The following is a 13,944-nucleotide window of genomic DNA, read 5'->3' as shown; positions in this document are numbered from 1 at the left end:
TGTCAATCTCAATTTCTGAAAAGGCTCCGCAATTTTGGTGTAAATCATAATAAATATGTGATATTATCAGGAATAAGTTGTTGAATACAGCGACGAACAGCCGGTTAAAACAAAAACAATACTAAAATTTACGGAATACAAAAATGAAAAGTGTTGACATTTGTTTTAAAATATCGTATGATGAGGACAAGATAAAAATCAATCGCTCAAACATTTGTCTACTATTACAGGAAGCCAGATTTACATAGTAATCTGCATTTTCTGTGGATGGAGGGGGAAAAATGGCAGAATCCCAAAAAAAATTTTCTGATCAAGCAATTATTTCTGTCCGCGGGATTCACAAAGCATTTGGGCTTAACAATGTATTGAAGGGCATTGATCTGAATGTCAATTCCGGCGAGGTGGTTGCGCTGATCGGCGGCAACGGCGCCGGAAAAAGCACCCTGATGAAAATTATCATGGGGATCCATCAGCCCGACCGCGGGGAAATTTACGTCGATGGCGAAAAGGTAAACCTTACAAAGCCGTCCGTCGCGCTTAGCAAGGGAATTTATATGATTCCGCAGGAGCCGATGCTTTTTCCGAACATGACCGTTGAGGAAAACATCATCGCGGGCTTTCGTGAAAAAGCGGCCGACCTTCACGTAAGGCTGGTGAACCAGATGAAGGAGATCGGCTGGGACCTGGACCTGAACCGCAAGGCGAACAGCCTGTCCATCGCCGAACAGACCCTGGTCGAAATTCTGCGCGGGCTGCTCCGCAATTCCCGCGTGCTCATTTTTGACGAGCCGACCAGCGCGCTGACCTTTGACGAGGTGGAAAGCCTTTTTAAGTGCATCGCAACCTTAAAGGCCAGGGGAATCGGAATTATTTACATCACGCACCGCCTGACGGAAGTGTTCGACATCGCGACCCATGTCGCCATTATGTGCGACGGGGTGATTACCCTAAACGGGCCGGTCGGCGACTTTACGCGCGAAATGCTGGTAAAGGGCCTGCTGCCGCCGAACATGGCGGAGCAGAACGAAAAACGGCAGACCGCTGAGCGCGCCGAACTCGATTACCAAAAGCTGAAGCCTGTTTTCGAACTGAAGTCTTTTTCCGGCTATGGTTTCAGCAATATTAACCTGGAAATCTATCCGGGTGAAATTCTGGGCGTCGCGGGAGTGGTCGGAGCCGGAAGAACCGAACTGGCCACCACCATTTTCGGCATGGATAAGGTCCTTGGCGGAAGCGCCATCCTGGACGGGCGCGACATCACGGGACTGCCGACCAAAAAGGTTCTGGAGGCCGGCATCAATTATGTGCCGGAGGACCGCCACCTTTTGGGACTGTTTAAAATCAGCGACATTGCCGCGAATACGACCTCGGCGATGCTTTCCGATTCTTCCATGGGAAAAATGTTCCTGAACGGGAAGGCGGAATATGAACTGACCCGGAAATACGTCGACGATTTCAGAATCAAAATCACGGGGCAGGATCAGCTGACAGGCAGCCTTTCGGGCGGAAACCAGCAGAAGATCGTGATTGCCCGGGCGCTTTCCACGCAGCCTAAGCTGATTATTCTGGATGAGCCCACCCGCGGCATCGACGCGGCGGCCCGCGGAGACGTCTATACGATCATTCATCAGCTGAAGGAACAGGGCGTCGCAATTATGCTGATCTCATCCGACATAGAAGAGATTATTGAATTGGCCGACCGTGCCGTAGCGGTCTATCAGGGGCACATCAATCTGGAATTCAACAAGAAGGAAATCAACCAGGATAATTTGATGGCCGCCGCCTTTGGCGTGACCGGAGGAAGGAAGGCGGAAGTATGAACACCGTGAAAAAAATCCTGAAAATACGGGAAATGACCAGTTTTCTGTTTCTCATCGCGCTATTCGCGGGAGTCGGAATGGTAAACAGCTCGTTTCTGTCCCCGACCAGCCTTTTGAACTGCTTTAACGACAGCGTTGTCTTTACGCTTCTCGCGGTCGGCATCGCGTTTGTAATCCTGACCGGGGAAATCGATGTTTCCATCGGCGCGATCCTCGGCCTTTCCGCCGCGGTGACCTCCACGCTTCTGCGCAATGGAAGCAGCTGGGCCGTCGCGTTCCTTGCCGGAGTCATGGTGGGCGTCGTGACCGGCGTCATCAACGGCTTTGGCGTGGCGGTTCTGAACATCCCGTCGCTGATCTTTACGCTCGGCACCATGGGACTGTTCCGCGGAATGATTTACGTCTATACCGGCGGCGCATGGGTGGAAAACCTGCCGGCGCCCTTCACGATGCTTTCCAAAGCCAAGCTTGTGGGCGACCTGACTGCATTCTATGCCGTCGTGCTGGCGTTTGTCATCCTGGCTCATTATATTCTGACAAAGACACGGCGGGGCAAGTATTTCATCGCCGTCGGTGACAACGCCGCGGGCGCGACGCTGATCGGAATTCCGACCGTGAACACGAAATTTGTCTCTTATGTTCTCTGCGGTGTGTTTTCGGCGGTCGCGGGCATCCTCTACTCCTCCCGCATCGGTTTTATCACACCGACCGCGGGCAACGGATATGAAATGAAGGCAATCGCCGCCTGTGTGCTGGGCGGGATCAGCCTGACCGGCGGCCTCGGCAGCCTGATCGGGGCTTCCATCGGCGCGGTCATCATGTCCTCCGTCAGCCGTATCCTGGTGTTCCTGGGCTTTTCTTCCGATTACGACAATACCATTACAGGAATTCTCCTGATCGTGATCGTGGTGGTGGACGCGGTCTCTCAAAACCGCGCCGCGGTCAAAAACCGTCATATGCGCCTGGCGGCCCGGGCGCAGTCCAAGAAAGGAGACGATCAGAAATGAAAAATTCACCCTTGGAAAGCCTGAAACGGGGCGTGAAAAGCTGGGAATTCGCTCTGCTGATGATCCTTTTCCTGGAATTTGTCATCTTCGGGGCTAAAAACAGCAAATTTTTAAATCCTAATATATTGCTGGGCAGTGTCAACGACATTATTTCCATCTGCATTATCTCTCTGTTCGTTACGTTCGTGATGATCACGGGCGGAATCGACATTCAGGCCGGCGCGATCGTCGGGTTTACCTCCATTATTGTCGGCGTCGTCTGGCAGGACGGAGGCCTCAACATCTGGGCCGCCTGCCTGATCGCCGTCATCGCGGCCGCCCTGTGCGGCGCGCTTTCCGGGTTTTTCGTGGCTTACTGCAATGTTCAGCCGATGGTTGTGACGCTGGGCGGCGGCTTCCTTTATTCGGGGCTGGCTCTCCTCGTTGCCAAACTGTCGGCGACAGAAAGCTATAAAGGAATCAGCGGATTTCCGGACTCATTCAGACAGATTTCTCAGTTCAAGCTGTTCGGCGTGATTCCGGAGCAGGTCATCATCTTTGCGGTTCTGACGGTGATTGCCTACCTGCTGCTGCATAAAACAAAGTACGGCAGAAAGGTTTTTCTGGTGGGAGTCAATCCGCGGGCCGCGGAGTATTCCGGCATCAACAGCCGGCTTGTGATCATGAGCACCTACGTGCTTTCCGGAATCAGCGCGGCCATCGCGGGAATTGTCCTTACCTCTTATCTTGACACCGCGAAAAGCGACATCGGCGCAACCTTTACTCTTCAGATTATTACGGCGGTTGTTCTGGGCGGCACGCTCAGCACGGGAGGCAAGGGCAACGTAATCGGCACCGCGCTCGCGGCGCTGGTCATCGGAATCCTCCGCTTCGGCCTTCCGCTTTGCTTTAAGATCAACACGCAGTACCTCGACATCCCCGTCGGGCTTCTGCTCCTGATCGTGATTACGGCCCGTTCGCTGGCGGGCAACTCGAAAGTGGTTCGTTTCATGAACGGCGTGATGCCCCGCGGATGGGGGAAGACCGCGGCGCATTAATTTCAAGCGGCTTTTGGTGTAAAAAGCCATATTAATACAAAATTTTGTAGGAGGTTATTGTAATGAAAAAGGTTCTTGCACTTGCACTTGCAGCATCGATCATGGCAACGTCCCTTGCCGGCTGCGGCGGCAACGGCGGCTCGTCCGGTTCCGCCGCGGAGTCAAAGGCGTCTTCGGGGGCGTCCGCGGCCGCGGGAGACAAATCCGTGAAAGGAAAAACAGTCGTTTTTATCCCGAAGCTGACCGGCAACGCGTTCTTTGAATCCGCCAATGCCGGCGCACAGGAATATTCCAAACAGTGGGGCTTCACGGTTGATTACCAGGGCAGCCCGAACGCCGCGGTTGCGGACGAGGTACAGGTGGTCAACAACGCGATCGCCAGCGGCGCGGACGCAATCTGCATCTCTTCCGTCGACGCGACCGGCCTTGACTCCGCTTTGAAAAAAGCGAAGGACGCGGGCATGACGGTCGTCACATGGGATTCCGACGTCTCCACGGACGCCCGCGCGCTGATGGTTTCCCAGGGAACGCCGGACATCCTCGGCAAAATGCTGGTTGACATGAGCGCCGATTCGCTGACAAAGCGCGGCAAAGACGTGGCCAAAGACGCAATCAAATACTGCTGGCATTACTCACAGGCGACCGTGGCGGATCAGAACTCCTGGCAGGCCGCGGGCGAAAAGTATATCAAAGAAAAATATCCGAACTGGGTCAATGTGGCTCCCGACAACTACTATTCCGAGCAGGACGCTGAAAAGGCCGTTTCCGTCGGCGCGTCCATTCTGGAAGCCCACAAGGACATCGATCTGATCGTCTGCAACGACTCAACGGCATTGCCGGGCCAGTGCAAAGCGGCTCAGAACGCGGGCCTGACCAAAAAAGACATCACAATTACCGGCTTTGCTTCCCCGAACTCCATCCGCGACTACTGCAAGGCGAACGTCATCGAGCAGTGGGGTCTGTGGGACTGCGGCATCCAGGGCGCGATGGGCTGCTACCTGGCGGCGTACCTTGCGGCGGGCAACACGGTGAAGGTCGGCGACAAGATCAACATCCCGAGCATCGGCGAAGTTGAGGTTATGCCGAACGACAGTCTGGTTCCCGGAGCAAAAACGACCGATACCAACAACGGCGTCGTCCTGCTTCCGGAGCGCGTTGTTTTCAATGCTTCCAACGTAGACAAATACAACTTCTGATTGACTGTGAACTGACCTTGCTGTAAAAGAAGATCGTTTACAGAGAATCAGTAATACAACTAAACAAAAAAGGAGATCTGAAATTATGGCTGACAAGGAAGGACTCAAGGTTGCGAAGGATTATTCCGTAGATGTTCCTTTTGCAAATCAAGGCAGTTTTCATGTTAAGGGTGCGAACAATCTTGACTGGGGTATGAAAAAGCGCTTATCCAATATTTTCGACCCCAAAACGGGCAACACGGTCATGTTTGCCTTTGACCACGGCTATTTCATGGGATCAACCGCGGGGCTGGAGCGTTTGGACCTGGTGATTCCGAAGCTGATGTCCCACGTAGACGTTTTAATGGGAACCCGCGGCGCGCTGCGTTCCTGCGTGCCGCCCGAATGCGGCAAGGCGATCGCGCTGCGCGTCACCTCCGGTTCCTCCATGCTGAACGACGACCTTTCGCATGAAGTGAACGCGGTCGATCTTGAGGACGCGGTCCGAATGAACGCGGACTGCATGGCGGTGCAGACCTTCATCGGCGCCGACGGGCAGCTTTCCAGCATCGACAATCTCTCGCAGATGATCAACGCGGGCCTGCGCCACAGCATTCCGACGATGGGCGTTGTCGCCGTCGGCAAGCAGATGGAGCGCACGGACCGGTTCTTTAAGCTGGCTACCCGCATTCTGGCGGAAATGGGCGCCAATATCATCAAGACCTATTATTGTGAAAAGTTTGAAGAAGTTGTGGCCGGATGCCCGGTTCCCCTTGTTGTGGCGGGCGGAAAAAAGCTGCCCGAAAACGAGGCGCTGACCCTGGCGTACAAAGCCATCAGCGGCGGCGCCCGCGGCCTTGATATGGGCCGCAACATTTTCCAGAGCGAACATCCCGTTGAGATGGCAGAGGCCATCCGCAAGGTTGTCCACGAGGGCTTCAACGACAAAGAGGCTTATGAATTCTATCAGGACGCGATTCACGGATAACCGGATCAAAATCGAAAAAGACCGTCGGCAGGCACGCTCAAAAGTTTTTGCTTTTGGGCGTGCCTCTGTTCGTGTACCGAAAGCGACGGCGGCGCCGGTGAGACCGGGTGAGCTTTGGCGTTCGGCAGCATTTCAGGCGGCTTTGTCCGAATTGAGTTTATCTGGTTGTAATTGGTCCAGTATGGGAATATAATAGTGGAAACGCCGCGCGGTATTTGCGGATGTTTCGAAAACTCTGTGCCGAGGATTTTTCCAGATCGATCGCGTGCGGAAATCCGGTCGGGAACGTCATAAAAAGGTATTGAAAACGTGGAGCATTTTGAAAAAACATATCGAAACTGGAGAGTGCTGCTGTTTCGCGCCAATATCATGATCGCGTGCATCATGATTCTGGTGGAGTTCTTCATGTACTTTATCATCCGGGAAAACGGCCTGACCCTGCCGTCAATGAGAAGGTATCTGTTCCGTTATCTTCTGATTCCGGCCGCCGCGAATACGGGTGCGATTCTATCGGGATATCTGCTTTTGAAGCGAAGGCCGGATTCCGGGCTGGTGAACTATATCCCGCCGGTTCAGCTGGCGTTTATCTGCATGGTCGCGGCAAGCGTTCATTATATTTTTTCCATCACGTTCGGCATTTTCGGCATCCCTATTTTTACGACGGTGATTTACAGCGATCAAAAGCTGACCAACCGCGTCAGCCGAGTCTGCTATTTGTTTTTGACGGTTTCGCTGATTTTCAGAAGGTTTTCTCCGCCCGAATTCGGCATGGATCATTTTTTTGCGGAGGAGGCCATCATCGCTTTTGTCATAGTTTTTCTGTGCAAAAAAGTCTGCAACGTCATCATAGAGTTTCAGGAGGAGAAAAGCGGGATCCTCGCGCGGAGCTACCTCAGCCAGCTGAAAATGCAGGACCAGCTGAACAGGGACCAGAAAACCGGCCTTTACGGCAACACGATCTTTATGAATACGCTGGACTGCATGGTAAGATCTTCCGCCGAAACAGGGGATAAGATCGCTCTGGCGGTGATGGACATCGACGATTTCAAAAAGGTCAACGACACGTTCGGCCATTTAAACGGCGACAGCGTGATTCATGCGATTGCGGAACTGATGAAACAAAACGTGGATTCGAACCGCTTTACGGCAAGGTTCGGCGGCGAGGAATTCGCGGTGATTTTTACGGGCGACGCGGCGGACGAAGCCGGCCTCTTTCTGGAGAAAATCAGGCTCGAATTTGAAAAACTGACCTATGAGTTTACCCGGGAACCCATTACCGTCAGCATCGGGCTGGCGGCGTGGAAAATCGGATGGACTTCGGAAGAGCTTTTCAACCATGCGGACACAGCTCTGTACGCCGCGAAAGACAAGGGCAAAAACCGGGTCGAGGTTTTTCAGGAGGTTCGGCAGGAAGACTGAACCGTGCGCTGCGGATTTTTCCGGCGCACGGAAAGCCGTTCTCCGTTAACAGGCTGATTGCAAATCCGGGGAAAAATAAGCAAAAGAATCTCGTACAGAATCAGTAGGAAAATGAATAAAAATCAGGGAGCGATGAGATGAAATATATTCTGGACCAGTTAAAACAACTGACTTCGATCGACAGCCCGAGCGGATTTACCAACGACGTGACCCGGTACACGATGGAGCAGTTTGAAAAGCTTGGCTTCAAGCCGTACCTGACCAACAAGGGGTGCGTTGTGTGCGGCCTGGGCGGCGAGGGGAATCCGGTGATTCTTTCGGCGCATATCGACACGCTCGGCGGCATGGTTGCGGAGGTGAAGAAAAACGGCAGACTGCGCATCACAAACATCGGCGGCCTGAACGCGAACAACTGTGAAACCGAAACCTGCCGCATCCGCACGCGCGGCGGAAAGACCTATGAGGGAACCCTTCAGATGAACGACCCGTCCATTCACGTCAACAAAAAATTCTCCGAACAAAGCAGGACCTTTGAAGAGATGGAGGTCGTGATCGACGAGGACGTGAAGGAGAAAAAGGATACCGAGGCGCTTGGAATCCATACCGGTGATTTCGTCTGCTTCGACCCGCGCACGGTGGTGACCAAAAGCGGATATATCAAAAGCCGTTTTCTCGACGACAAGCTGTCCGTCGCGATCCTTCTGGGCCTTGCGAAGCGAATCAGCGAAAAAAAGCTTATCCTGAACCGGAAGGTTTACGCCTTTATCACGGTTTATGAGGAAGTGGGCCACGGGGCCTGCGGCGCCCTGCCCGCCGACGCGAAGGAAATCATCAGCGTCGACATGGGCTGCGTGGGAAAGGGTCTTGCCTGCACCGAGCGCATGGTCAGCATCTGCGCCAAGGATTCCCGCGGGCCGTACGATTACGAGGTTACGACGGAGCTGGTTCGTTGCGCGGAGCGGGAAAAACTTGACTATGCCGTGGATATTTATCCCTTTTACGGCTCCGACGCGGACGCCGCGCTTGCGGCGGGCTACGACCTGAAGCACGGATTGATCGGGGCCGGGGTCTATGCTTCCCACGGGTACGAGCGCTCCCATACCGACGGCGTAAAAAATACGCTCAGGCTGCTGGAGCGTTACCTCGGAAAGGACTGACATGAAAATACGGTATTACCCCGTGCCGGGAGGCGCTTCCATCCTTTCCTGCACCGGAACCGGAAGCAACGTCCGTATTCCGGAGAAAATCGGCGGACTGCCAGTGACAGGGATCGCTCCTTACGCGTTTTCCTCCAATGAGGCCGCGCAGGCGCACCTGCCCGCGGGGACGAAGCTTCTGGAAGCCACGGACGGCGAACCGGAGGCGCCCGGCCGCGAGCGGTGTCTGGGAGGGGAATCCCTGCGGGAACTTTTGCTGCCGCCCGGAATCCGGTCCATCGGGGAATACGCGTTTTATAACTGCGTCGGTCTTTCGCGCGTCGGCCTTTGCGCGGGGCCGGCGCTGGTCGGCAACGGGGCTTTTATGAACTGTCGGGGCCTCAAAGAAATTCTGGTTGCGGCTCCTTCGGCCGCGCCGACCTGTCTGCCCGGCCTTCTGGAAGATATCCAACAGGAGGTGCGCGCCGTGTTCCGCTCCAAAGAGGGCGATTCCGTCTGGATTTTTCCGGAATACTATGAAGAGTCCGTCGAAAACGGCCCCGCGCGCATCTTTGAGCATTTTATCCACGGGGCGGGCTTTCGCTACCGGCAGTGCTTTCGGGAGGACAAACTCGACGCGGAAAGCTACGACGCCCAGTTTCCAATCGCCCGGAGCGAGACCAACCCGGAAACGCTGCTGAGAATCGCTTTGGAAAGGCTCCGCCGTCCGGTTCGCCTGACGGCGGCCGCGAAGGGACGGTACCTTGCCTTTCTGAAGGAACAATCGGCGGACGCCGCAAGTCTCCTTATCCGTGACGACGACCCGGAGGGCCTTTCTTTCCTGGCGGAGCGCGGAGCTTTCACAGCGGAAAGCATCGGCCGCGCGGCCGAGGAAGCCGCGCGGCTGGAACGGGCGCGGTGCCTCAGCGTTTTGCTTCAGGAACGGCACGAGCGGTTTGCCGCGAAGAAAAAGACGTTTGACCTGTAGGGCTTTTGGAAAGGAGGGTCGCAGGTGGAAAACGAAACATTGGAGCGGGTGCAGAAAATCGGCGGACAGATTCTGACGGCGTCGCGGACGGAGCTGTATCTTCAAATGCGCTTTTTTGACGTCGCGCTCAGCGCGCTTTCCTATCAAATGACGCCCGGCGCGCGGTTTATGGGAACGGACGGAACGAGCCTGTTTTACGACCCGGACCGTCTGTTTTACAGTTACCGCCGCAATCCGGTTCTGGTCAACCGTGTGTATCTGCATCAGGTGCTGCACTGTGTGTTCCGCCACCTTTGGAAAAAGCCGGGGCAGGACCGCGGACTGTGGGACCTTTCCTGCGACATCGCGATGGAATCCGTTCTGGACGGCATTTCGCAGCGCTGCGTGCGGCAGCCGCCCTCCTGGTTCCGGAGGAATTTTTACGGTACGATGCGGGAAACGTTCCAAGTCCCAACCGCGGAAAAAATCTATGAAATGCTGCGGAAAATGCGCCTGACCGACGACGCGCGCGTCCAGTTGGAACGGGAATTCCGAATCGACGATCACTCCTTCTGGCCGGATCCGGGAAAGCGCCCGCCCGCCGGCGCGCCGAATCCCCGGCAGAAATGGGAAGACATCAGCCGGAAGATGCAGACCGCCATGGAAACGCTTGCGCAGGACCCCGCCGAGCACGCAAAAGCCCTGCTTTCGCAGGTTCGGGTGGAAAACCGGGAACGGTACGATTACCGCCGCTTTCTTCAGAAATTCGCCGTGCTGAGGGAAGAGCTGCGGCTGGACCCGGATTCCTTCGACCCGGGCTTCTATTCCTACGGGATGCGCCTTTACGGCAATCTGCCGCTGATAGAACCGCAGGAAACGCGCGAAACCCGAAAAGTCGAGGAGTTCGTCATTGCGGTCGACACCTCGATGTCCTGCTCCGGCGCGCTGGTGCGTTCGTTTCTCGAACAGACCTATTCGATCTTAAAAGATACGGAGAGCTTTTTCAGAAAGATCAATATCCATATCATCCAGTGCGATGAAACCGTCCGCTCCGACCGTAAAATCACAAATGAAGAGGAACTGCGCGGCTACATGGAGCATTTCGAGCTGATCGGCAGCGGCGGCACCGATTTCCGTCCGGTTTTCCGCTATGTGGACGAGCTGCTGCGGCAAAAGGAGTTCCGCTGTTTGAAAGGCCTCATCTATTTTACCGACGGCCGGGGCGTCTTCCCGAAGCAGCGGCCGCCTTATGACGCCGCGTTTGTCTTTCTGCGGGAGGACTTCACCGACGCCGACGTGCCGCCGTGGGCGATGAAGCTGATTCTGGAGCCGGGCGATCTGGAGAAGGGAACGGGCGCGGCGGAGGAAAACCAAGACGAGGACTGGGAGGATTTGCCCCACTATGAATATTAAACAGGCGAAAGAAGAGATTCAGAATACCGTCAGGGCGTACCTGCAGCGGGATGAAAACGGCAATTACCGCATTGAGCCGGTTCGTCAGCGTCCGGTGCTGTTAATGGGGCCTCCCGGCGTCGGCAAAACACAGATCATCGAGCAGGTCGCGCGGGAATGTGGGGTGGCGCTGGTCGCCTACACCATTACGCACCATACGCGGCAGAGCGCCGTCGGACTGCCGTTCATTCAGAAAAAATCCTATGGCGGCAGGGAGTACTCCGTCACGGAATACACCATGAGCGAAATCATCGCTTCCGTCTATGACAAAATGGAGCGGACGGGCATCCAGGAGGGCATCCTGTTCATCGACGAGATCAACTGCGTTTCCGAAACGCTGGCCCCCACCATGCTGCAGTTTTTGCAGGGGAAGACGTTCGGCAACCAGAAGGTGCCGCGGGGCTGGATCATCGTCGCCGCGGGGAATCCGCCGGAATACAACCGCTCCGCGCGGGAATTTGACATTGTAACGCTGGACCGGGTGCGGAAAATCGACGTGGAACCGGACTTTTCCGTCTGGAAGGAGTACGCTTACCGCCAGTCGGTTCACGGGGCCATCCTGTCCTATCTGGAAATCCGCAAAGAAAATTTCTACCGGATTGAAACGACGCCCGACGGAGTCGCGTTCGCGACGGCGCGAGGATGGGAAGACCTTTCCGAAATGATGAAGATGTGCGAAAGCCTCGGGCTTGATGTCGGACAGGACCTTGTCTTGCAGTATATCCAAAACCCGGCGGCCGCCAAGGACTTCGCCAACTATTATGAGCTTTACAACAAATACCGGGAAGATTACCGTGTCGATGAAATACTGAACGGGAACATTTCGGAGCGCGCGGTCGCGATGCTGCAAAAGGCGCAGTTTGACGAAAAGCTGAGCGTGATCGGGCTGCTGCTGAGCCGCCTGAATGAAAAATTCCGCGAGGCGTTCCTGACCGACCGGCTGACGGAAGCGGTCTTCGGCCGGTTGAAGGAATGGAAGAAGCAGTTGGAGGATCAGGCCGCCGAGCCGGGGACCGCGCTCCGGCAGCTTGCGCGGGAAGCGGAGGATTCGCTGAACCGGCGAAGGGAAAACGGGCAGACCGGGCGGGATGAGGAAGCGGCGGAATACGGCTGCGTCCGCCTGCTGGAACAATACGCGCGGGAACTGATCACCGCAGAACCTGAAACGCCGGAAGCCGCGTTCGCATTCGTCAAAGAGAGGTTTGCGGAGCAAACGGGGTGCAGAAGTATGGAAATCGACCGGGTCTCCGCCATGCTGCACCGCGCGTTTGATTTTATGGCGGTGGCGTTCGGCGAAAGCCAGGAGATGGTCGTGTTTGTCACGGAGCTGACGGTCGGGTTTTACAGCTCTAAATTTATTCTGGAAAACGGCAGCGAGCCGTACGACCGCTGGAACCGCAAACTGCTGCTCGGCGACAAAAGACGGGAAATCTTAACGGAAATCGACGGCCTTTCCACCTGAACGGGGAGATTGCCGAAAATCGGAGGTGAGAACCATGCGGCGTGCGCCGTTTCTTATGATGAATGCTTTCACTCTGTACAAGGTCTGACAAAGGGCGATGCCGGTACAGAGCGCAATTACAGGATCGTCCGCGTCGGGTTTTGTACTTTTTGGTATATAAAGATTACTGAAAAGGATGGAACCGAGTGAAAAAAAATCAGGATCGAACATTTTTGCTGTTCTGGCTCAGTCAATCCATATCGGAGCTGGGCAGCTCCATGACCGGATTCGCGTTGATTTTGTGGGCTTATGCACGGACGCAATCCGCGATGACCGTGTCGCTGTTAACCTTCTTTTCCTATTTGCCGTATGTCGCCGTCAGTTTATTCGCGGGGGCATTCACCGACCGGCACAGGAAGAAACCAATTCTCCTCTGGACGGATTCGATCGCGTCGCTGTGTTCTCTGACCGTGCTGGCTTTATTTTTCACGGGCAAATTTGAAATCTGGCAGATTTATCTGGTCAACGCGGTTACCGGGGCGATGAACGCGTTTCAGCTTCCGGCGACGGCTGTCGCGGTTGGGAGGCTGGTTCCCCGGGAACAGTATGAAAAAGTCAGCGGAATGAATTCGTTTTCAAAATCCATGATTACCGTTGCGACGCCCACGCTGGCTGCGTTCGCCAGTTCGTTCTTTGGCCTTGCGGGAGTGCTTGCGTTTGACCTGCTGACTTTTTTCTTTGCCTTTTCGGTTCTTCTGTTCCGGATCCGAATTCCGGAGCACCGGGCACATCGCGAGCAGACCGAGCGGCGGCACCTCTTAACGGACTGCCGGGAGGGGTTTCGTTTTCTGGTTAGCCGCAGGGGTCTGCTTTCGCTTATTTTCAGCATGGCGGTCATGAATTTCTTTTCCAACATTACATATGAAAACATCCTGCCTGCCATGATCCTTTCGAGAAGCGGGCAGAACGAAATGACACTGGGCGTTGTCAGCGGATTGATTGGGTTTGGCGGTGTCCTTGGGGGACTGATTGTCTCCTTTGTAAAATTGCCCGAAAATAAAATCCGCCTGATCTATTTTTCCGCCGCGTTTTCTTTCCTGTTCGGCGACGTCCTGATGGGACTGGGGCGGACGGTGCCGGTTTGGATTGTCGCGGCGCTTGCCGCGAGCGTCCCTATTCCGTTTGTCGCGGCGGGCCAGAATGTCATTTTATATCACACGGTGCCGGAGGAAATTCAGGGGCGGGTTTTCGCGGTCAGAAATGCCGTTCAGTTCGGTACCATCCCGCTGGGAACACTGTTGGGGGGTGCTTTGGCCGATTACGTGTTTGAGCCATTTATGAAAAGCCGGTCGCCGCTGGCCGTTACCCTTCAAAAACTTGTGGGCTCCGGCAGCGGCAGCGGAATGGCGGTCATGTTTTTGTGCACCGGGGTTTTGGGATTTTTGCTGAGCGTATGCTGGTATCGGAGCCGGAATCTGAAAAGCCTTCGGGAAAAATAAAGA

11 protein-coding genes are annotated in these 13,944 nt (G+C 55.1%); all 11 read left to right on the top strand.

What is annotated here, in order from left to right:
* Positions 1 to 281 precede the first annotated feature (281 nt).
* The 11 genes from CAFE_RS17335 (at position 282) to CAFE_RS17285 (ending at position 13,941) form a co-directional block, all read left to right on the top strand.
* The gene (locus CAFE_RS17335) at positions 282 to 1,820 is read left to right on the top strand and encodes a sugar ABC transporter ATP-binding protein (RefSeq protein ID WP_066644536.1); all 1,539 of its coding nucleotides are present in this window, start codon (positions 282 to 284) and stop codon (positions 1,818 to 1,820) included.
* Positions 1,817 to 2,827 (top strand): ABC transporter permease, encoded by a 1,011-nt coding sequence (locus CAFE_RS17330; protein WP_066644539.1) that lies wholly within the window; start codon positions 1,817 to 1,819, stop codon positions 2,825 to 2,827. The genes CAFE_RS17335 and CAFE_RS17330 overlap by 4 nt, the downstream gene beginning before the upstream one ends.
* Positions 2,824 to 3,864 carry an ABC transporter permease gene (locus CAFE_RS17325; RefSeq protein ID WP_066644541.1) on the top strand — a complete coding sequence of 347 codons (1,041 nt, stop codon included), beginning with the start codon at positions 2,824 to 2,826 and terminating at the stop codon, positions 3,862 to 3,864. The genes CAFE_RS17330 and CAFE_RS17325 overlap by 4 nt, the downstream gene beginning before the upstream one ends.
* Positions 3,865 to 3,926: 62 nt before the next feature.
* Positions 3,927 to 5,060 carry a substrate-binding domain-containing protein gene (locus CAFE_RS17320; protein ID WP_156991304.1) on the top strand — a complete coding sequence of 378 codons (1,134 nt, stop codon included), beginning with the start codon at positions 3,927 to 3,929 and terminating at the stop codon, positions 5,058 to 5,060.
* Positions 5,061 to 5,145: 85 nt separating this feature from the next.
* A complete protein-coding gene (gene lsrF / locus CAFE_RS17315) occupies positions 5,146 to 6,027 on the top strand; it encodes a 3-hydroxy-5-phosphonooxypentane-2,4-dione thiolase (protein ID WP_066644560.1) in 882 nt (293 codons plus the stop codon).
* Positions 6,028 to 6,336: 309 nt separating this feature from the next.
* The gene (locus tag CAFE_RS20525; RefSeq protein ID WP_083210022.1) at positions 6,337 to 7,446 is read left to right on the top strand and encodes a GGDEF domain-containing protein; all 1,110 of its coding nucleotides are present in this window, start codon (positions 6,337 to 6,339) and stop codon (positions 7,444 to 7,446) included.
* Positions 7,447 to 7,583: 137 nt separating this feature from the next.
* Positions 7,584 to 8,603 carry a M42 family metallopeptidase gene (locus CAFE_RS17305; protein ID WP_156991303.1) on the top strand — a complete coding sequence of 340 codons (1,020 nt, stop codon included), beginning with the start codon at positions 7,584 to 7,586 and terminating at the stop codon, positions 8,601 to 8,603.
* Position 8,604: 1 nt separating this feature from the next.
* The gene (locus CAFE_RS17300) at positions 8,605 to 9,570 is read left to right on the top strand and encodes a leucine-rich repeat protein (RefSeq protein ID WP_156991302.1); all 966 of its coding nucleotides are present in this window, start codon (positions 8,605 to 8,607) and stop codon (positions 9,568 to 9,570) included.
* A gap of 24 nt (positions 9,571 to 9,594) precedes the next feature.
* Entirely contained in the window at positions 9,595 to 10,962 is a 1,368-nt protein-coding gene (locus CAFE_RS17295; protein ID WP_330594083.1) for a vWA domain-containing protein, read from the top strand.
* Positions 10,952 to 12,463 (top strand): AAA family ATPase, encoded by a 1,512-nt coding sequence (locus tag CAFE_RS17290; RefSeq protein ID WP_156991301.1) that lies wholly within the window; start codon positions 10,952 to 10,954, stop codon positions 12,461 to 12,463. The genes CAFE_RS17295 and CAFE_RS17290 overlap by 11 nt, the downstream gene beginning before the upstream one ends.
* Positions 12,464 to 12,648: 185 nt before the next feature.
* Entirely contained in the window at positions 12,649 to 13,941 is a 1,293-nt protein-coding gene (locus CAFE_RS17285; RefSeq protein ID WP_066644591.1) for an MFS transporter, read from the top strand.
* The last annotated feature ends 3 nt before the right edge of the window (positions 13,942 to 13,944 follow it).

Origin of the sequence: Caproicibacter fermentans (assembly GCF_009746625.1) — a bacterium.
Taxonomy (GTDB): Bacteria; Bacillota; Clostridia; order Oscillospirales; family Acutalibacteraceae; genus Caproicibacter; species Caproicibacter fermentans.
The sequence above is the reverse complement of the archived record's forward strand: the minus strand, read 5'-3'. Positions and strand labels throughout refer to the sequence as shown.